General features: G+C 54.7%; 19 protein-coding genes and 1 pseudogene. 6 read left to right on the forward strand and 14 right to left on the reverse strand.

Annotation, left to right across the window (positions count from 1 at the left end; all coding sequences use genetic code 11):
• Positions 1-199 (forward strand): hypothetical protein (locus tag ABLU96_RS24670; RefSeq protein WP_348862879.1); only part of this gene is annotated, 199 nt, incomplete at its 5' end.
• 372 nt (positions 200-571) lie between these two features.
• On the opposite strand, the pseudogene ABLU96_RS24675 reads toward ABLU96_RS24670, so the two are convergent.
• Positions 572-724, reverse strand: a pseudogene (locus ABLU96_RS24675) (NmrA family transcriptional regulator); the annotation flags it as partial.
• Between the two features lie 69 nt (positions 725-793).
• On the opposite strand from ABLU96_RS24675, the gene ABLU96_RS24680 reads away from it, so the two are divergent.
• Positions 794-1357 (forward strand): DJ-1/PfpI family protein, encoded by a 564-nt coding sequence (locus ABLU96_RS24680; RefSeq protein ID WP_048261893.1) that lies wholly within the window; start codon positions 794-796, stop codon positions 1355-1357.
• A 277-nt stretch (positions 1358-1634) separates the two neighbouring features.
• Here the strand turns inward: ABLU96_RS24680 and ABLU96_RS24685 are convergent, their stop codons facing one another.
• The 6 genes from ABLU96_RS24685 to ABLU96_RS24710 form a co-directional block, all read right to left on the reverse strand.
• Positions 1635-2411, reverse strand: coding sequence for an ABC transporter ATP-binding protein (locus tag ABLU96_RS24685; RefSeq protein ID WP_038424380.1), 777 nt, complete (start codon positions 2409-2411; stop codon positions 1635-1637).
• Complete coding sequence (locus ABLU96_RS24690) at positions 2411-3181, reverse strand: ABC transporter permease (protein WP_014229065.1); 771 nt, start codon at positions 3179-3181, stop codon at positions 2411-2413. Before ABLU96_RS24690 ends, ABLU96_RS24685 begins: the two co-directional genes overlap by 1 nt.
• Positions 3178-4185, reverse strand: coding sequence for a glycine betaine ABC transporter substrate-binding protein (locus ABLU96_RS24695; protein WP_014229064.1), 1008 nt, complete (start codon positions 4183-4185; stop codon positions 3178-3180). Before ABLU96_RS24695 ends, ABLU96_RS24690 begins: the two co-directional genes overlap by 4 nt.
• Positions 4186-4213: 28 nt before the next feature.
• The gene (locus ABLU96_RS24700) at positions 4214-4933 is read right to left on the reverse strand and encodes an aspartate/glutamate racemase family protein (RefSeq protein WP_014229063.1); all 720 of its coding nucleotides are present in this window, start codon (positions 4931-4933) and stop codon (positions 4214-4216) included.
• The gene (locus ABLU96_RS24705) at positions 4930-5943 is read right to left on the reverse strand and encodes a D-cysteine desulfhydrase (RefSeq protein ID WP_048261889.1); all 1014 of its coding nucleotides are present in this window, start codon (positions 5941-5943) and stop codon (positions 4930-4932) included. Before ABLU96_RS24705 ends, ABLU96_RS24700 begins: the two co-directional genes overlap by 4 nt.
• 253 nt (positions 5944-6196) lie before the next feature.
• Positions 6197-7219 (reverse strand): malate/lactate/ureidoglycolate dehydrogenase, encoded by a 1023-nt coding sequence (locus tag ABLU96_RS24710; RefSeq protein ID WP_064407203.1) that lies wholly within the window; start codon positions 7217-7219, stop codon positions 6197-6199.
• Between the two features lie 242 nt (positions 7220-7461).
• Between ABLU96_RS24710 and ABLU96_RS24715 the strand changes: the two genes are divergently transcribed.
• Genes ABLU96_RS24715 through ABLU96_RS24725 form a run of 3 tightly spaced genes read left to right on the forward strand, consistent with a single transcriptional unit; the run spans position 7462 to position 10171 of the window.
• The gene (locus ABLU96_RS24715; RefSeq protein WP_014229060.1) at positions 7462-8469 is read left to right on the forward strand and encodes an ABC transporter substrate-binding protein; all 1008 of its coding nucleotides are present in this window, start codon (positions 7462-7464) and stop codon (positions 8467-8469) included.
• A gap of 21 nt (positions 8470-8490) precedes the next feature.
• Entirely contained in the window at positions 8491-9333 is an 843-nt protein-coding gene (locus ABLU96_RS24720) for an ABC transporter ATP-binding protein (protein ID WP_064406563.1), read from the forward strand.
• On the forward strand, positions 9305-10171 hold the full coding sequence (locus ABLU96_RS24725) for an ABC transporter permease (RefSeq protein ID WP_014229058.1): 867 nt from the start codon (positions 9305-9307) through the stop codon (positions 10169-10171). The genes ABLU96_RS24720 and ABLU96_RS24725 overlap by 29 nt, the downstream gene beginning before the upstream one ends.
• A gap of 192 nt (positions 10172-10363) precedes the next feature.
• Here the strand turns inward: ABLU96_RS24725 and ABLU96_RS24730 are convergent, their stop codons facing one another.
• The 7 genes from ABLU96_RS24730 to epsC form a co-directional block, all read right to left on the reverse strand.
• On the reverse strand, positions 10364-11818 hold the full coding sequence (locus ABLU96_RS24730; protein ID WP_233932910.1) for a cysteine desulfurase: 1455 nt from the start codon (positions 11816-11818) through the stop codon (positions 10364-10366).
• The gene (locus tag ABLU96_RS24735; RefSeq protein ID WP_014229056.1) at positions 11805-12749 is read right to left on the reverse strand and encodes a family 2A encapsulin nanocompartment shell protein; all 945 of its coding nucleotides are present in this window, start codon (positions 12747-12749) and stop codon (positions 11805-11807) included. Before ABLU96_RS24735 ends, ABLU96_RS24730 begins: the two co-directional genes overlap by 14 nt.
• 37 nt (positions 12750-12786) lie before the next feature.
• Positions 12787-13962: a molybdopterin-synthase adenylyltransferase MoeB gene (gene moeB, locus ABLU96_RS24740; RefSeq protein ID WP_025107023.1), complete on the reverse strand. Its 1176-nt coding sequence runs from the start codon at positions 13960-13962 to the stop codon at positions 12787-12789.
• Positions 13959-14249, reverse strand: coding sequence for a MoaD/ThiS family protein (locus ABLU96_RS24745; protein WP_014229054.1), 291 nt, complete (start codon positions 14247-14249; stop codon positions 13959-13961). The genes moeB and ABLU96_RS24745 overlap by 4 nt, the downstream gene beginning before the upstream one ends.
• A gap of 59 nt (positions 14250-14308) precedes the next feature.
• Complete coding sequence (locus ABLU96_RS24750) at positions 14309-14737, reverse strand: M67 family metallopeptidase (protein WP_077267791.1); 429 nt, start codon at positions 14735-14737, stop codon at positions 14309-14311.
• Entirely contained in the window at positions 14730-15635 is a 906-nt protein-coding gene (locus tag ABLU96_RS24755; protein ID WP_064406557.1) for a cysteine synthase family protein, read from the reverse strand. The genes ABLU96_RS24750 and ABLU96_RS24755 overlap by 8 nt, the downstream gene beginning before the upstream one ends.
• A gap of 67 nt (positions 15636-15702) precedes the next feature.
• The gene (gene epsC / locus ABLU96_RS24760) at positions 15703-16659 is read right to left on the reverse strand and encodes a serine O-acetyltransferase EpsC (RefSeq protein ID WP_014229051.1); all 957 of its coding nucleotides are present in this window, start codon (positions 16657-16659) and stop codon (positions 15703-15705) included.
• 378 nt (positions 16660-17037) lie between these two features.
• On the opposite strand from epsC, the gene ABLU96_RS24765 reads away from it, so the two are divergent.
• Positions 17038-17823: an HAD-IIB family hydrolase gene (locus ABLU96_RS24765; RefSeq protein ID WP_064406553.1), complete on the forward strand. Its 786-nt coding sequence runs from the start codon at positions 17038-17040 to the stop codon at positions 17821-17823.
• Positions 17824-18115 lie beyond the last annotated feature (292 nt).

The following is an 18115-nucleotide window of genomic DNA, read 5'->3' on the forward strand; positions in this document are numbered from 1 at the left end:
GGTGTGTGATGACCCGGATATAGTAGAGCAAAGCGCCAAAAAATATCAACCAGCCGGTTGCAAAGTCCATTATAAGACTTTCCTCAGGCATCTTAAGGCAAATGTAAAAATGAAATGCATGAGACAAACAAAGCCGGTATGTAATAACAACCATTTGCTTACAATAAAGGCAGAATGTATACCTCATGCAGCAATATGAATTAAATTCATATCTGAATACACAGAATTGATTGATGCAAATCAATATGCAGGTAAACACTTGTCATTCCGGATACTGAAAAGAACACAAACAGTGGGCGTAAGAAATAAATTATTTTTTATCGTTTATCGGCCATGAAAAAGCCCAGCTATGGGCATGAATATGGTTATAATTAATGGCTGACAAGATTAATATAAAACTTACAAATAATACTTGTCAGATATCCGGTATCGATGGTTAAACCGGACAACATATAGATTCGCGCTGAGCGTAAAAGAAATAGCGGCATTTCATTCAGCGGATATATTAAAACAGAGCTTACAATAATACCTCTCGCTCATTAATTCCTGCCTGGCGCCGGGAAAAACGGGTTTACCGCTTAAAGGCCCGGCCGGCAGAGATTGCCAGCGCCCGTTCGAAAGCGACGCGTCCTGTTCCCGCCGGCCTGGACTCAAAGGATTGCAGCGGCGGAGTCATTTGCCGCATCGCCGCCAGATCGGCATGCCCCACCAGCCGTCCGTCATCCCCAGGTTCGCATTCCCTCTCCCGCCAGGCTATATCTTAGACACCTTTCTTCATACAGGAGTGAATAAGATGGGCAAAAAGATTCTGATGCTGGTGGGCGATTACGCCGAAGATTACGAAACTATGGTGCCGTTTCAGGCATTACAAATGATCGGTCATCAGGTTGATGCGGTCTGTCCAGATAAAACAAAAGGCGACTTCATTATGACCGCGATCCATGATTTTGACGGCGCCCAGACCTACAGCGAGAAACCCGGGCACCGCTTTGTTCTCAACGCCGATTTTACAACGGTGAAAGAACAGGATTACGACGCACTATTAATCCCCGGCGGCCGGGCGCCAGAATATCTGCGCCTGAATACGGAAGTGCTTAAACTGGTGCAGGCATTTGACGCAGCGCGTAAACCTATTGCTGCCGTTTGCCACGGCCCCCAGCTGTTGGCTGCTGCGGGGGTATTAAAAGGCCGTACCTGCAGCGCCTATCCGGCCTGCGCGCCGGAAGTGCGGCTCAGCGGCGGACATTTTGCCGACATCGGTATCGATCAGGCGCATGTGGATGGCAATCTGGTGACCGCCCCCGCCTGGCCCGCTCATCCGCAATGGCTGGCGAAATTTGCCGAATTGTTGCAGTAGCAAACCTGACAAATATAAAAGGCCGGAACGGATCATCGGGGATTACCGTCTGAAGGCGATGCTGGCGCTAAAAATCGCGCCAGCATCGGTTTTAATGGCAGTTAAAAAAGATTATCGGCAATGCTGTAAGCTCAGCTTTTGGGGGAGACGGTGCAGACTTTCGCCGAAGCAGGGCCAGACGCGATCGCTGCCCGTCTGGTCATTCGATATGACCAGAACAACCGGGAACCACGATATGATAAGTTCGGAAATAACCCCTTTGCTGCTGCAGCCGTTTTCAACCTAAATGGCGTTTAGCCTCCTTACGCACCCGGTGCAGTACATGATGTTTGATCCCACTGTAATCCGGGTGTTCAGACAGATTCTCGATATCACGTTCCCGGCCAAAAGGCAGGGCGATCTCCTCAACAATTTTTCCTGGGTTTGCTGACATAATCAGAATGCGATCGGCGAGGAATAGCGCCTCTTCCACGTCGTGAGTGACAAAAAGCAGAGTGGTGCCGGTATTAAGCCAGGCCTCACGCAGCAGTTCCTGCATCATCAGACGGGTTTGCGCATCGAGCGCGCCGAAGGGTTCATCCAGTAACAGCACATCCGGGCCGGGTAGCCAGGCGCGCGCCAACGCTACCCGCTGTTTCATGCCGCCTGAAAGCTGCCAGGGCGAATGGTGCTCAAAGCCTTGTAGGCCAACGAGTCCAAGCCATTCCATCGCACGGGCGTTAATTTCATCTTTGCGGTGCTTACCCAGCCGAGGACCAAAGGTGACGTTTTCCAGTACCGATAGCCACGGAAAAAGGTTAGGCTGCTGGAAGATCATTCCGCGATCCGGCCCCGGCTGGCGGACCGGTTTCCCCCCCGCCACCACCCGCCCCCGATCCGGTTTGTTAAACCCGGCGACCAGGTTAAGAATAGTGGACTTACCGCAGCCGGAAGGCCCCAGGAGCACCACAAATTCTCCTTTGTGGAGCGACAGGCTGATATCTTCCAGCACCGTGAACGGCTGTGGCTTCGCCGCAAAGGCGAGCGATACGTTTTCCAGCGTGATAGCACTCATTATTCTTTCCCCGCCCAGGGTACAAACAGGCGCTGCAGCCCCAGCAGCAGTAAATCCAGCGCATAGCCAATGCCACCCAGTAGCAAAATGCCAAGCATGACGATATCGGTGCGTAAATAGGAACTGGCGTTAATGACCATCCAACCCAGCCCCGAACTGGCAGCAACCATCTCCGCCGCGATAAGCGACGTCCAGCCAATGCCAATCGACAGCCTGACGGTGGTGAACAGTTCCGGTAACGTATCCGGTAACACCACGCGCAAAAAGATCTGTTTGCGTGAAGCACCAAGCGTTTGCGCCACACGAATGCGCGAACGGCCAATACGCTCTACCGCAGCAGATGCCCCCACCACCACGCTAAGGAAAGTGGCAATAAAGATGAGAAAGAACTTCGAGGCCTCGCCAATCCCCAACCAGACGACCGCCAGCGGAATAAGGGCAATTTTGGGTAGCGGGCGCAAAAACTGCACAAACGGATTCAGCACCGCCGCCAGACCTTCCGACAGCCCCATCAATAATCCCAGGGGAATACCGATGATGATTGCCACAGAAAAAGCGCTTAACGCACGTGCCAGGCTGACGGCAACATGCTCCCACAGCGGCACCTGACGATAACCATCCGCCAGCAACTCTTCGGTCGTCAGGCCTATATCCGTTAGCGATGGCAGCAGCAGCGGATCAACCCATTGGCGCGAGGCCGCCACCTGCCAGACGATAAAGAAAACAGTGACCGAAACGACGCTGATGGCAATGTGATAACTCAATCTCATTGCGCGGCTACCGCTGCGTCACGGATATAACGGGAGTTAATGGCGCTGTCCCAGCTGGCCGGGATATCACGTTGGCGAATCTCACCGATATCAGCAAGGAAGTGAGAGGTTTTGGTCAGCGCTTTCCCAATCCCGCTGTCGGTGGTTTGCGTACCGTTCCCCAACCATTGCGCCGTACCCTGCTGGCTCAGCGTGGGATATTCCAGCCCACCCAACGTATTGACGGCGGTCGTCACCGGCGCGCCCACCTCTTTCGCAACAATGGCCGCCGCGCGCTCCGGGTCTTTCTTAAACTCATCGACTTTTTGCTGATGAACACGCAGGAACGCGCTGACGGTTTGCGGATACTGCTCAGCAAAAGCTTTACGCACAACGTAGTTGTTATAAATCAGGTAGCCATCTTTTTGCAGATCTTTGGTTGCGAACACCTGATGCCCGCCAGAAGTCTCCAGTTCCTGAGCAAACGGCGCCCAGACATAGCCCGCGTCGATATCACCGCGTTTCCATGCTGCGACCATTTCCGCCGGACGCAGCGGCAATAACGTTATTTTACTGCGGTCGAGATGGTTAACGCTGATAGCGGCCTCAAGCGCATATTGCGCCGTCGAGTTTGGCGGATAGGCTACGCGTTTACCCTCAATATCTTTAATGCTGGCAATACCGTCTTTACCAATTAAACGCTCGTAGCTGGCAATCACGCCAGAGACGCCGATAATTTCCACCGGCAGTTTTCTGACAATGCCTGCCGTTGCCGGGCTGGATCCAAAATTAGCAATATCAATCGCATTGCTGGCAAAGTAATTTAACGCATCAGCACCGGACGCAAATTGCACCCATTTCACCTTGCTGTTGAGTGCCTTATCCAAAGAACCATCGGCCTTAGCCAGCATCAGCACCTGAGAACCGCCGCTATATGCCACCCGAACTTCCGCTGGCGTTTCGGCAAAGCTGCTATTAACCCACAGGCCACCCGCTGCAAGTAAGACACAGAGACTTTTATTCATTTAATTTATCCTTTAAATAACAACGTTTTTAATGCCATGTCTCGCGTTGCGCCAGCCATAGCCGGGCACACTGCCGGGCGAGCGCTTCTGCGGGATCAATTGACACGGCCAGATGCGGTGAGGTCACCTCAGCCAGCGCAACCGGCACTTCTGTACAGGCCAGCACCAGCCGCTCTGCGCCACGATCGCGCAATGCCTGGGCCTGTAGACTCAGCAGTTCTCCGCCGGTACGCAGTTCGCCGCGTTTTACCGCATAGCATCCCGGCACAAACCACTGCCGCAGTTCTTCTTGCGTTGGCTGTACGCTTTCGATCCCCATCGCGGTAAATCCGTGCTGAAACCAACCGGCATCCAGCGTGCCCTGGGTAGCGATAATCCCGACCCGCCGGGGTTTCTCTTTCCCGTCGAATACCGCCAGCGTGGCGTCCACAATATGCAGCAACGGTGCGTCGCTATGCTGCGCCAGCGCCTCATACCAGTGGTGCGCCGTATTACAAGCAATGGCAATATGACTGACGCCCACGCGGTTCAGCTGTTCCACACCGTACAACAACTGCGGCAGCGGGGATGGCCCCGTTCCCGCCAGCGCCCGCTGGCGATCCGCAATTTGCGGTACATTCCATACCACATGGGGAATTTGCTGTTGGTCGCTGCTGGCGGGCGTTGCCCGCAGCAATTTATGCATCAGATCCAGCGTCGCCAGCGGCCCCATGCCGCCAAGAATTCCCAGCAGAAATGGTGTACTCATGATGGCAAAGAATCGGCGATGACCTGACGGTAGCCAAACAGACCTGCACTTCCCCCCGTATGGATAAACACCACATTCTCATCCCTGCGGAAATGACCTTTACGGATCAGATCAATCAATCCGGCCATGCCTTTTCCGGAATAGACGGGGTCGAGCAGAATCCCCTCGTGCTGCGCCAGCAACTGCAGCGCCTCAAGCATCCCTTCGGTGGGCAAGCCATAGCCTTCGCCGACATAATCACCGTTCGCCACCACCGCCTCACGCGGCAATTCACCCGGTACACCGAGCAGTTCCCGCGTCTGCTGCGCCAGACGCCAGACGTTGTGCTCCTGTTTTTCGCGCGGAGCGCGGACGCTAATCCCGAGGAGAGGAATACCGCTGTGCGTGGCAGTTAAGCCCGCAATCAGGCCAGCCTGTGTACCTGCGCTACCGGTGGCATGAACGATATGATCGATGCGCAGCCGTAGCTGGCTGGACTGCCAAAGCAGTTCTTCCGCGCAGGAGACGTAGCCCAGCGCGCCGATAGCGTTCGAGCCTCCACCGGGGATGACATAAGGGGTGTGGCCCCTGGCTCGCAGGCTTTCCGCGTGTTGTTCCATTGCCTGCTGCATATCCGTACCGCCGGGAAGATGAGCGATAATTTTGCCGCCGAGTAAACCGTCCAGCAGCACATTGCCGGATTGCTGATACTCATCACCCAGCGTCGTGACGCGTTGTTCGAGAAAAATATGCGTTTCCAAACCCAGTCTGGCTGCCGCCGCGACGGTCTGACGCACATGGTTAGACTGCGTGGCGCCCTGGGTAATGATAATATCCGCCTGTTTTGCCTGGGCATCGCCCAGCAAAAACTCAAGTTTGCGGGTTTTATTGCCGCCAGTGGCGAGGCCTGTGCAATCGTCTCGTTTTATCCAGATATTTGGCCCCTCCAGCAAGCGTGAAAGCTGCGTGAGAGGCTCCAGAGGGGTCGGGAAGTGGCCAAAATGAAGCCGGGGGAAACGCGCCAGATGCATAATAACTCCTGTAAAAAATGACTACGCAGCAAATTAAAATTTGGCCGCGAGGATAAAAGGTTCATACAATATTAAGTATGACTATATTTATTTTCTCACTGATGACTTACCAAGTTTTTCAGCTATGGTTATGAGAAAAAAAGATAAAAAATAGTGCTTTTATTTATTTTGTTCATCAGCACTAATTAACCGGACATAATACCAACGCTTTCGAACAGATAACCCAAAGACGTATTTAACCAGGCAGACAACCTCAGGTATTTAATGCTTCCAGGGCGACAAACGCCTGCCAGCTCACCTCATCGATCCAGATACCCTCTTGCCGACGGCGGGTATACGCGCGCAATTCCGGCTCTCCGGGGATCTGCACATTGCGCCCTTCCTGCCCGCTACGCACCCAGTCCACCTGCGCTAATAGCGCCTGCTGGTAACTCTCCTGCGCCCCCAGCCGCGCAGGATCAAATAAAATCGATAGCATATTGTTGATGATTCCGGCACGTGGCGGAATTTGCTGGCTTTCGGTTTCGCCGCCGGTCAGCGCAGCGCCGAGTAGACTACAAATCAGCGACAATCCTGCGCCTTTATGCCCGCCAAAAGGCAGCAAGGCACCGAACGGTTCCGTCATTAATACCGCAGGGTCGGTGGTGGGTTGTCCGTTCGCATCTACCGCACATCCTTCAGGGATGGCTCGCCCTTCATTCCATGCGATGCGCGCTTTATTGCCTGCTATGGCGCTGGTTGCGAAGTCAAGGATAACCGGGGGCCGGTTCGCGAGCGGTACCCCGACACAAAAAGGATTTGTGCCGAGTCGGGCACCGAGTCCATCGAAAGGCAGTACTACCGACGGCGCTGCCACGTTGGCAAAATGGAGCGAGACCAGTCCGGCGTCCGCCGCCTGTTCCGCCCATGCGCCGATTCGGCCAAGATGGTGGGTATTAGACAATCCGATGATTGCCACCCCAAACTCGCGCGCACGCTCAATACCCACGGCCATGGCCTGTTCGCCCAACGCCTGGCCAAAGCCGTGCCCCCCATCAAAAGAGACGATCGGTCCGGCATCAGACAATATGGTGAGCGTGGCGCCAGGGTTCAAATCCCCTGCCAGAATGGCCCGAATATAGCGCGGTAACAGGGTCACGCCATGAGAGTCGTGGCCTTTTAGTGAGGCTTCGACAAGGTTATCCGCGACCTTTTGAGCGATATCAGGTCCGGTGCCAACCCTTACCAGATGGCGCTGCAAAAGCGAACGTAAGTGATGATCCGAAAATAAAGGCATGATGAGGCTCGCAATGACTGCCCCTACATTGATAAGGGCTATTTAAAAGATGAACCCGACTATACTGAGAATATATTTATGACCTAAACATGAATAATGACTAAGCTTTTCCGCCTGGTAAATAACAAGCCACAAATATCGTTATTCATTTCTCTGATATTCATTTTCATTTAAATCACTTCCTTTCCCGCTCGCCTCTGCCCATGATTTTTGGCTGAGAAACACCTTTCTGGGAAACTGAAATGAATAAAACAAGCAGAATACTCGCCTGTACGCTGGCGCTTTCCGCCCTGGGCGGGATAAGCCAGCCGGCATTAGCGGAAGGAAACATTAGTATCGCGCAGCAATTTGGCATCGGCTATTTAATTCTTGATGTGGTACGTGACCAACGGCTTATCGAAAAAGAGGGTCAGAAAGAGGGGCTGGATATAAAAGTAGAGTGGCGCACCATTTCCGGAGTAACCGGGATGAATGAGGCCCTGCTCTCTGGCGCTCTGGACGTTGCGTCAGCGGGGGTTCCTCCCGTACTCACCCTATGGGATCGCACCAAAGGTAAGCAAAATGTGAAAGCGATTGCCTCGCTGGGGTCGATGCCCAATTATTTGTTGAGTAATAATCCGGCGGTAAAAAGCATTAAAGATCTGTCCGCAAAAGATCGGATCGCCGTACCGGCAGCAGGCGTCGGTTTTCAGTCTCGTACATTACAAATCGAGACCGCGAAATTATATGGTGACGGGGACTTCAAACGCTTCGATAAAATTAGCGTCAGTTTACCGCATCCGGACGCCAGCGCGGCATTAATTGCCGGCGGATCGGAGATTACCACCCATTTCTCCAGCCCGCCCTTCCAGTATCAGGCGCTGGAACATAAAAACGTGCATAAAGTGCTCAGCTCCTATGACGTACTGGGGGGACAGGCAACCTTTAATGTTCTCTATACCACCCAGAAATTCCATGATGAAAACCCCAGAACCTATAAAGCGTTTTATCGCGCGCTCAGCGAAGCCGCAAGTATCATTAATCGTGACAAAAATGCCGCTGCCGAAACTTACATTCGCGTTGAGAAATCGCGGCTACCTTTACCGCTGGTACAAAAAATTGTTAACGATCCCGAAATAAGCTTTACGGTTTCCCCTGAACGTACTGGCGTATATGCCGAAAAACTCCATGAGCTTGGGATACTGAAAAATAAGGCCGGCTCGTGGAAAGATTATTTTTTTAACGAAGCATGGGAAAACCCCGGCAGCTAAACCGCAATACTGGAGGCTATGATGGTCAATCAGCAAATTGATGGCCCGCTGCTGCAGGTCAGCCATGTCGATATTGAATACCGCACGCGTGAACGCCGGGTACGCGCGACGCACGATGTCAGTTTTGATGTCTGGCCTGGGGACCGCTTTATTCTGCTTGGCCCCTCAGGCTGCGGAAAATCGAGCCTATTGAAAGCCGCAGGCGGTTTTATTGCCCCGCGCAGCGGTCAAATTTCGCTTGCAGGGACGCCAGTTAGCGCCCCCGCTCCGGACCGCATGATGGTATTCCAGGAGTTCGACCAGTTGCCGCCGTGGAAAACGGTGCTGGAAAACGTCATGTTTCCTCTGCTCGCCAGCCGCAAAGCCAGCCGTTCACAGGCAAAAGAGACGGCGCTGCATTTCCTTCACAAAGTCGGTCTGGCGGAATTTGCTGACGCGATGCCCCACACGCTCTCCGGCGGCATGAAGCAGCGCGTCGCCATCGCCCGTGCGCTGGCGATGAAACCGCGCATCCTGCTGATGGACGAACCCTTCGCCGCCCTGGATGCGCTGACGCGGCGCACGATGCAGGAAGAGTTGCTGACGCTCTGGGAAGAAGAGCGCTTTACGCTGCTTTTCGTCACCCACTCGATTGAAGAGGCGCTGGTCGTGGGCAGCCGTATTGTGGTGCTTTCGCCGCATCCAGGGCGCGTCCGGGCAGAGCTTAATTGTCATCAGTTCACGCTTAATGATTTCGGCAGCGAGGCGTTTCAACACACGGCTCGTCATATTCACCATCTGTTATTCCCGACGACCGGCAACGGTCCGTCTCACTCATCCGGCGAGGAGCCAGCGTATGTCCCAGCCACCGTACATTCGTCCTGAATTCGAACGCGAATTACCGCCGCTACGTAATCTGCCGGTAGAAACGCCGCTACCCTTAAGCCAGCGCCTGTGGAATCAGGCATGGCTGCGTAAGTCTGTGATTGTCGCCCTGGTGCTGGCGCTATGGGAGATCGCCGCGCGAATACAGCAAAACGATCTGATGCTGCCCGGGGTATTTCAGACGCTGCAGGCGTTCAGTGAAGACCTGCGCAATGGCGAACTGCCGGAAAAAATCGTCAATTCACTCAGTACCCTGCTGAAAGGATATCTGGCAGGCAGCGCGCTGGCGCTGATTGCCAGCGCCCTGGCAGTGACCACGCAGTTTGGTCGCGATCTGCTCAGCACATTAACCGCGATGCTCAATCCACTGCCGGCAATTGCGCTGCTGCCGCTGGCTCTGCTGTGGTTTGGTCTGGGAAATGCCAGCCTGATATTTGTACTGATACATTCCGTCATGTGGCCCATCGCTCTGAATACCTGGTCCGGATTTAGCAGCGTGCCGGAAACGCTGCGCATGGCCGGGCGCAACTATGGCCTGCGTGGGCCACGCTATGTGATCACGATTCTTATTCCGGCATCGTTGCCCGCCATCCTTTCCGGTTTGAAAATAGGCTGGGCTTTCGCCTGGCGAACGCTGATTGCCGCCGAACTGGTATTCGGCGCCTCCAGCGGCGAAGGGGGGCTGGGCTGGTATATATTCCAGAATCGCAATGAGCTGTTCACCGACCGGGTATTTGCAGGGCTGTTAACGGTCATCGCGATTGGTCTGCTGGTGGAAGGCATCGTATTCGCCAGTCTGGAAAAGATCACAATTAAGCGCTGGGGGATGCAGCGTTAACCCCACATTCATTCAGGCAGCTACTGCGCCCCCCCATTAAAACGTCCGCTGGCGCCTTTCAGGCTGGCTCGCCGTGTTGCCGAAGTCGCGGCAACGCGCCTTATCCTTACCACGATATGATAAAAGCCCGCGGGGAAATCAGCGGGCTTGTGGGATTGTCGTCATGGTCCATCCCTGGCGTGCTTGACACCGCTACCGCGAAGCAAACCTTGCGACATGCTCTGCGAGAAAATCAATTTCCTGCGGCGTATTATAAAAGGCCAGCGAAGGCCGGACGGTACTCTCATAACCAAAATGGCGCAGGATCGGTTGCGCGCAGTGATGTCCGGATCGCACGGCAATGCCGACCTGACTGAGATAGCGCCCCACGGCTGCATTTTCATGACCCGCCAGCACGAAAGATAAGACGCTGGTTTTGTTCGCCGCGGTACCGACCAGCGTCAGGCCCGGAATAGCCGACAGCTTCTCGATGCCATACTCCAGTAAGGCGTGCTCGTACTGCGCAATGTTTTCTATCCCCAGCGAGGTGACATAATCGATAGCCGCCCCCAGCCCGACGGCATCAGCTATATTGCCCGTCCCCGCCTCAAACTTATTCGGCGAGGGCTGATAGCGCGTCAGTTCAAAGGTCACGTCGGCAATCATATTCCCGCCGCCCTGATAAGGGCGCGCCTCTTCCAGTACCTCCTGCTTGCCATAGACCACGCCGATCCCGGTCGGCCCAAAAATTTTATGGCCGGAGAAGACGAAGAAATCGGCATCCAGCGCCGTCACGTTGGTCGGGATATGCGAAATAGACTGCGCGCCGTCGATGGCAATGCGCACCCCAAAACGATGGGCGATCTGCACCAGCTCCTGAACCGGCGTGACGGTACCCAGCGCGTTAGAAACGTGGGTCGCGGAGACAAAGCGGGTTTTATCGTTGAACAACCGGATATATTCCTCAACGATCAGCTGACCGTGCTCATCAACCGGCGCAACGCGGATCGTCGCGCCCGTTTCCTGGGCAATAAGCTGCCACGGTACAATATTGGCGTGATGCTCAAGCAACGTCAGGATAATTTCATCCCCCGGTCGTAATAGCGGCTTCACGTAGCTGTGCGCTATCAGATTGAGCCCTTCCGTGGTACCGCGCACGAAGATGATATTTTCCGGGCCGCGGGCGCCGATAAAGCGCGACACTTTCTCACGCGCGGCTTCATAAGCATCGGTGGAACGAGCGGCAAGCGTATGCGCCGCCCGATGAACGTTCGAATTCTCATGTAAATAATAGTGGCTGATACGATCGATAACCTGCTTCGGGCGCTGGGTCGTCGCGGCATTATCCAGCCACACCAGCGGATGTCCGTCCACCTGTTCGCTAAGGATCGGGAAATCAGCGCGGATGCGTTCTACCGGGATCTGTCCAACCCGCGCCGGCGGCGCCGTTTTTACGCTGGAAGGGGGTAACGGCGCGAATCCGCGAGGCGCGATATCCGCCCTGCTCTCCTGGCCCAATGGCAGCACCCGCGGCGCGTAAGCCGCTTCGGTCGCACGCGGGCGTGCGGACGCGTCGTCAGGCAGCCCCTGCAGATCGCGCGCGTCGGGCAGACCATAATCACGCGCGGAGGGCGCATAGGGAAGCGTGAATAAATTACTCGTAGTCATAATATTCACCCACTTCAACATCCTCCAGCACGGCAATGGCGTCATCGGCCAGGATCGCAGCGGAGCAATAAAGTGAGAGTAAATAGGAAGCCACGCCGTTATCGTCGATCCCCCGGAAGCGCACCGACAAACCGCGAGACTGTTCGTTTGGCAGCCCTTCCTGATAAAGTCCCAGCACGCCGCGTTTGCTTTCACCGGAACGAATCAACAGGATATTGGTTTTTCCGCCCTGGCCTTTTGGGTTTTTCAGACCATCGACAAACAGCTTGTCGGAAGGGATCAGCGGAATACCGCGCCACAGGATAAACGTGCCCCCATGCAAATTCACGGTGACCGGCGGCACGCCGCGTCGCGTGGCCTCACGCTGAAATGCGGCAATCGCGCGCGGATGGGCCAGAAAGAAGGAGGGCTCCTTCCAGACTTTGGACAACAGCTCATCCAGGTCATCCGGCGTTGGACGGCCATTGCGGGTCTGAATACGCTGCGAGTCGTCGATATTTTTCAGCAATCCATATTCATCATTATTGATCAGCTGACTTTCCTGGCGCTCGCGCAGGCTTTCAATCGCCAGCGCGATTTGCTCTGAGGCCTGGTCGTAGGGCGAGCTGTAGAGATCGGCGATTTTGGTATCGACGTTTATAATGGTCGTAATCGAATCCAGCTGGTATTCACGCGGCGTGGTCTGATACTCGATATAGCCCTGGGGTATTTCAACGCGCGACGGATCCTGGCTGCATAATACATCCAGCGGCGTCTCCCCCTCCACGACCTTGTTCACCCGGTAAATTCCCGATTCCAGGCCCTTATAATCGAGAAAACGGCTGACCCAGCGCGGGGTGATTGCCGCAAATTGCGGTGCCGTTTTGGTCACGTTCGCTAACTGATACGCGGCTTCACGCCCCAGTGCATTAATGCCTTTTTGTTCTGCCATAATGATTCCTTAGTGTTTGAAAGAGTGGAGCTGAAGGTTAGTACTGCGGCAAACGGGTATCGACATCCCGTGCCCAGGCGTTTAGGCCATCTTTTAAATTCATCACGCGCCCCTGATAACCTGCGCGCTGGAGTGCCCGAATGGCGAAAATACTGCGCTGCCCTATCTTGCACAGAAATACCGCATCGACCGTCGGGTCGAATTCACCGATACGTCTGACTATCTGGCCCAGCGGTATCACCTTTGCCTGCGGAAATTTTGCAATCGCCCTTTCGTGGGGTTCACGAATGTCGATCAGCTGCAGGGGTCTTCCCTCCTCTATCCAGGCGTGAAGCTCAAGCGCCGTGACGCTTTCAACCGGAACTTCTGCTTCATCAGGTTTCAGCCCGCAAAACTCCTCGTAGTCGATGAGCGCATGAATCGAGGGATGCTCACCGCATACCGGGCAGTCGGGAGCCCTCTCCAGCCGCAGCTCGCGTTGCTTCATCTGCCACACATCGAAGAGCAACAGGCGGCCAATCAGGCTCTCGCTGCCGCCGACGATTAGTTTGATCGCTTCCGCCGCCTGAATGGTGCCGATAATCCCCGGCAGCACGCCGACAACGCCGCCTTCGGCACAGGAAGGTACCAGCCCCGGCGGCGGGGGCTCGGGATAAAGACACCGGTAGCACGGTCCTTCCCCGGCATAAAAGACGCTCGCCTGCCCTTCGAACTGGAAAATGGAGCCATAGACCAGCGGTTTACCCAGCAAAACGCAGGCGTCGTTGATCAGATAACGGGTGGGATAATTATCCGTACCGTCGACGACGAGGTCATATTCCCCAATAATTTCGAGCGCGTTTTTGCTGCTCAGGGTGGTGTTATAGGTCACCACCTGTATCTCGGGGTTGATGGCTTTAATCTTGTCTTTCGCCGAAGCCACTTTGGGTCGGTTGATATCTTTGGTGCTGTGAATGATCTGCCTTTGCAGGTTGGAGACGTCGACAAAATCAAAATCGACAATCCCCAGCTTACCGACCCCCGCCGCAGCCAGATAAAGCGCCACCGGCGCCCCCAACCCGCCGGTGCCGATAAGCAATACGCGGGCAGCCTTCAGCCGCTTTTGCCCCTCAAGCCCGACTTCCGGCAGCAGCAGATGGCGGCTATAGCGGGCAATTTCCGCATGCGTCAGCTCCGTCAGACGGTCATCCGGGATAATGCTCGGTCTGCTCATATCGCCTTCCCGACGCCGCCGGCAATGGCGGGAACCAGCAGCACTTCCGCCCCATCGCTAACCGGAGTCTCCAGCCCGCCGGTGGTTTTAATGTTGTTCTCTCCCACGTACAGATTGATGAAACTGCGCAGCGCGCCCGTATCGTCATACAGATGCGGCTGAATGTCAGGAAATCGCTCCGCCAGCGCTGCGACCAGCTGCCCAACGGTGTGGCCTTCGAGGATCACTTTCCCCTGACCGTCGGTGAAGGCGCGTAGCGCAGTGGGAATCAGTAATGTCGATGCCATAGTGGTAATCTCTCCGTGTTTTGTTCTGGTTTCCGGCAACGTTGTGCCCGTTATTCACGTCATAAAACGATCTGCACATCCTCCTGCAAAAAGCGCTGGCGGTCCTGGGTCAGCCGCCAGCTGGTCAGTGCCCCCGCCTCGCGCTGCGCGACCGCCACGATGATATAGGCGTAAAACGGCAGCGCATGTTCGCGATCAAATTCAGATGGAATGGCCGGGTGATCGGGGTGCGAATGGTAATAGCCGATCACGTCCACATCCTGAGCCTGCGCAGCGCGTTCCGCCCGCAGGGAGTCGTCGGCGGTGATGACAAAACGGTGGTACTGCTCCTCCGACTCGCGAGCATTAACAATGGGGAAAATCGCCGTCACGCGGGCATCGCCCTGCGCGGAAAAGTGGCCAAAGAGCGCACCGCAGCATTCGTTGGGATAGGCCTTTTCCCCTTCAGCGCCAATCAGCCTGGTGATTTCTTGAGTCAATTCAATCATGGGTTTCATTCCAGAAAGCGTCAGTCAGATAACGCGAGCCAACATCACACAGCAGCGTGACCACCACCGATCCCGCCGGCAGCGTGCGGGCCAGCCGCGCGGCGGCGGCGACATTAGCGCCAGAGGAAATGCCGACAAAAATGCCGTCCCGCCGGGCGAGGCGCCGCGTGCTCGCATAAGCCTCCTCGGTGGTGACGGGAATAACGTCGTCGAACAGGGTTTCGTCGAGAATGCCAGGTTTAATGCTGCTCCCCATATGCTTGGTCCCTTCAATGCCGTGGAATGGCGAAGCGGGCTGTACGGCGAGCGTTTTCACGCGCGGATTTTCATATTTAAGCCGCCGCGCGGTGCCGACGAAGCTGCCGGAGGTGCCCATACCGGCAACAAAATGGGTGATCTGTTGCCCGCTCTGCTCCCAAATCTCTTTTCCGGTCGTTGCGAAATGCGTATTCGGATTGACGGGGTTGTTATATTGGTCCGGATAAAAATAACGTTCCGGATGCGCAGCAACTTGTGCCTGAACTTGAATATAGGCGCCGTCAGAACCTTCCAGCGGATCGGTCTCCACAATCGTGGCGCCATAATGACGAATAATACGTTTGCGCTCCGGGCTGGTATTCTGCGGCAGATATAGCCGGACGTGATATCCCAGCGCCGCGCCAATCATCGCGTAGGCAATGCCGGTATTACCGCTGGTCGCATCAATAATCGTTTTACCCGGCGTTAATAACCCTCGAGCAATCCCGTCCAGCACCATCGCTTTCGCCGCGCGGTCTTTCACCGAGCCACTGGGGTTCATAAACTCTGCTTTTGCCAGCAGCGTTACGCCAGGTAGCTCGGCGGCAAAAGAGGGTAACGTGATTAACGGCGTAGCGCCGATCGTTTCAAGTAAATTCATAATGATTATCACGCTGTTATTTTATTTATTCCGATGCGCTGGTCATTTCATTTTATTATCGGCGGAATTAAATTCCGTCACCGTCGCTGAAATGTTTTTGCTGTACCCGGGCCTGCTGCACATGACTATCCGGCGGAACATCACGGGTCAGCCATATATTTCCGCCAATGCTGGAACGCGCGCCGATAGTAATTCGCCCTAATATTGTTGCGCCGGCGTAAATAACGACATCATCTTCAATGATTGGATGGCGAGGATAGTTTTTTTGCAACTGCCCGTCATCGCCGGCAATAAATCGTTTGGCCCCAAGGGTAACCGCCTGGTAAATACGCACGCGTTTACCGACGATGGCCGTTTCACCAATCACCACGCCGGTTCCGTGATCGATAAAGAATCCGTCATCAATCTGCGCGCCGGGATGAATATCTATTCCGGTCTGGCTGTGCGCTTTTTCAGATATCATTCGCGCCAGCAGAGGCAGACCGAGCTGATGCAGCTCGTGGGCAAGACGATAGTGCATAACGGCGTGAATTCCCGGATAGCAGAGCAGCACCTCATCCATGCTGCGCGCGGAAGGATCTCCCTGATACGCCGCGAGGATATCGCGATCGAGACGCTGGCGGATGACCGGCAAACGGTTGGCAAACTGCTGAACCCGCCTGACCGCCTCCTGCGACAGCGTGTGACTCGCATCCTGCTCATCTGACTGATAATAAAGTTCCAGGACCGCTTCTTCGGTCAATCGGTCTAGCGAGGTGCCTAGCAAATGACCGACGTAATAATCTTCGCCCTCTTTGCGTAATTCAATATCACCTAATCGCATCGGATAAAGCACTTTTATCAAGGTATCGGTGACTGAATTAACGCTTTCCCGGGAAGGTAAACTACGTTTATTACGATAATTATTTTTCGCATGTTCATCGCGCCACGCCTGACGAACGCGACGGAGTTCATCGACGACATTATTTAAATGCCAGTTATTTTCTCTTTTCGGCATGAGATACAATTCACCCGCTTCCGGCATAATAATATCCTTCTTAAAATCGCATCGATAAATCTTTTTTGCGTCACCTCACTTTTATGCATTACCCACATTAAAAACAAATAACCATATAGACTTTGAATAGCTAAAAAGAGTAAATACTTTTAAATCAACACATTCGACAATCAACCGTACCCGGCGAATACGATCGATGCGTCCCTCCTTCGCCAGAGCGACTCGTTCGCGATGGTACGAAAATGTGGCGGGGTGAAAAATGGAGTCATTAACGCCACCGTTCAGTTGGACAATGAGGGAAAATTTATAGCGAATTTATTGCAAAGCATAACTGATTTTTAGCTATTGATTATGAGGAATTAACGTAACATTTCCGTTATTAAATCATGATGTTTAAGGTTCCCTATGCGCGCTTTATCCGATGCTCCCGCTAATGAATTCGAGCCAGTACGTTTTGTCCTCACCGATATGGATGAAACGCTCACCTGGCAGGGCCGTTTGTCGGCCGCCGCCTATACCTCGCTTGAACAATTGCAGTCCGCCGGGATACGGGTGATCCCGGTCACCGCCGCGCCGGCGGGCTGGTGCGATCAGATGGCGCGGATGTGGCCTGTTGACGGCGTCATTGGCGAAAACGGCGGGCTTTTTTTCCGCCGCACCGCGGACGGGCATGGCATCGAGCATCATTACTGGCACGCGGACGACGCCACGGCATCCGTCGCCGCCCGGCTGCGGACCATCGCTGACCGGGTCCTGGCAGCGCTACCGGAAGCCCGTCTGGCGGACGATCAGCCCTTCCGCCTGACCAGCCTGGCCTTCGCGCGGCCTGCCGACCCGGTACTGGAGCGCCGCATCGTCAACACGCTGCGGCAGGCGGGTGCCGACGCTACCGTCAACAACTTGTGGGTGCTGGGCTGGCTGGGTGGCTACGACAAGCTGACCATGACGCGCCGTACTCTGGCTCAGCACTACGGCGTCGATATCGATCGGGAGCGGGAAGCTATTCTCTACAGCGGCGATTCAACCAACGACGCGCCGATGTTCGCTTTTTTCAAACACACGGTAGGCGTCAGCACCGTCCGGCAGTATCTGGATCACCTCCCCGTTGCCCCCCGCTGGGTAACGCTCGGCCCCGGCGGCGCGGGGTTCGTGGAGATGGCGCAGGCGGTATTCGGCCCAAAATTCCGCTGAAAGCAGCAATTTACCCACCAGCTTAACGATTCCCCGGCGCCCTGGTTTTTCTCTCTGGCTTTCAGAAAATGTTGCAGCGGTTGCCTGACGTTCGCAGGCAGCCGGTTCCCATCAGTGCTTCGTTATGTACACATCCCATAACACCATGTCTTATATTAGTTTTTTCTTACTGATAAAAACCAATACCGTCATTTTTACCGTATGCAAAAAAGTTTTCCGTTTGGTGATCTCCCGACGTTTCCAACGAAACACTATTGTTCATATAAATAGCGTCTGGAGGTTTCCATTTCCG

The sequence above is a fragment of the Klebsiella sp. CN_Kp106 genome (assembly GCF_040064575.1).
Lineage (GTDB): Bacteria > Pseudomonadota > Gammaproteobacteria > Enterobacterales > Enterobacteriaceae > Klebsiella > Klebsiella michiganensis.

Excerpts from the sequence above, each read along its gene's own strand:
- ABLU96_RS24680 (WP_048261893.1), top strand. The coding sequence starts at position 794 with ATGGGCAAAAAGATTCTGATGCTGGTGGGCGATTACGCCGAAGATTAC.
- ABLU96_RS24685 (WP_038424380.1), bottom strand. The coding sequence starts at position 2,411 with ATGAGTGCTATCACGCTGGAAAACGTATCGCTCGCCTTTGCGGCGAAG.
- ABLU96_RS24690 (WP_014229065.1), bottom strand. The coding sequence starts at position 3,181 with ATGAGATTGAGTTATCACATTGCCATCAGCGTCGTTTCGGTCACTGTT.
- ABLU96_RS24695 (WP_014229064.1), bottom strand. The coding sequence starts at position 4,185 with ATGAATAAAAGTCTCTGTGTCTTACTTGCAGCGGGTGGCCTGTGGGTT.
- ABLU96_RS24700 (WP_014229063.1), bottom strand. The coding sequence starts at position 4,933 with ATGAGTACACCATTTCTGCTGGGAATTCTTGGCGGCATGGGGCCGCTG.
- ABLU96_RS24705 (WP_048261889.1), bottom strand. The coding sequence starts at position 5,943 with ATGCATCTGGCGCGTTTCCCCCGGCTTCATTTTGGCCACTTCCCGACC.
- ABLU96_RS24710 (WP_064407203.1), bottom strand. The coding sequence starts at position 7,219 with ATGCCTTTATTTTCGGATCATCACTTACGTTCGCTTTTGCAGCGCCAT.
- ABLU96_RS24715 (WP_014229060.1), top strand. The coding sequence starts at position 7,462 with ATGAATAAAACAAGCAGAATACTCGCCTGTACGCTGGCGCTTTCCGCC.
- ABLU96_RS24720 (WP_064406563.1), top strand. The coding sequence starts at position 8,491 with ATGGTCAATCAGCAAATTGATGGCCCGCTGCTGCAGGTCAGCCATGTC.
- ABLU96_RS24725 (WP_014229058.1), top strand. The coding sequence starts at position 9,305 with ATGTCCCAGCCACCGTACATTCGTCCTGAATTCGAACGCGAATTACCG.
- ABLU96_RS24730 (WP_233932910.1), bottom strand. The coding sequence starts at position 11,818 with ATGACTACGAGTAATTTATTCACGCTTCCCTATGCGCCCTCCGCGCGT.
- ABLU96_RS24735 (WP_014229056.1), bottom strand. The coding sequence starts at position 12,749 with ATGGCAGAACAAAAAGGCATTAATGCACTGGGGCGTGAAGCCGCGTAT.
- moeB (WP_025107023.1), bottom strand. The coding sequence starts at position 13,962 with ATGAGCAGACCGAGCATTATCCCGGATGACCGTCTGACGGAGCTGACG.
- ABLU96_RS24745 (WP_014229054.1), bottom strand. The coding sequence starts at position 14,249 with ATGGCATCGACATTACTGATTCCCACTGCGCTACGCGCCTTCACCGAC.
- ABLU96_RS24750 (WP_077267791.1), bottom strand. The coding sequence starts at position 14,737 with ATGATTGAATTGACTCAAGAAATCACCAGGCTGATTGGCGCTGAAGGG.
- ABLU96_RS24755 (WP_064406557.1), bottom strand. The coding sequence starts at position 15,635 with ATGAATTTACTTGAAACGATCGGCGCTACGCCGTTAATCACGTTACCC.
- epsC (WP_014229051.1), bottom strand. The coding sequence starts at position 16,659 with ATGCCGGAAGCGGGTGAATTGTATCTCATGCCGAAAAGAGAAAATAAC.
- ABLU96_RS24765 (WP_064406553.1), top strand. The coding sequence starts at position 17,038 with ATGCGCGCTTTATCCGATGCTCCCGCTAATGAATTCGAGCCAGTACGT.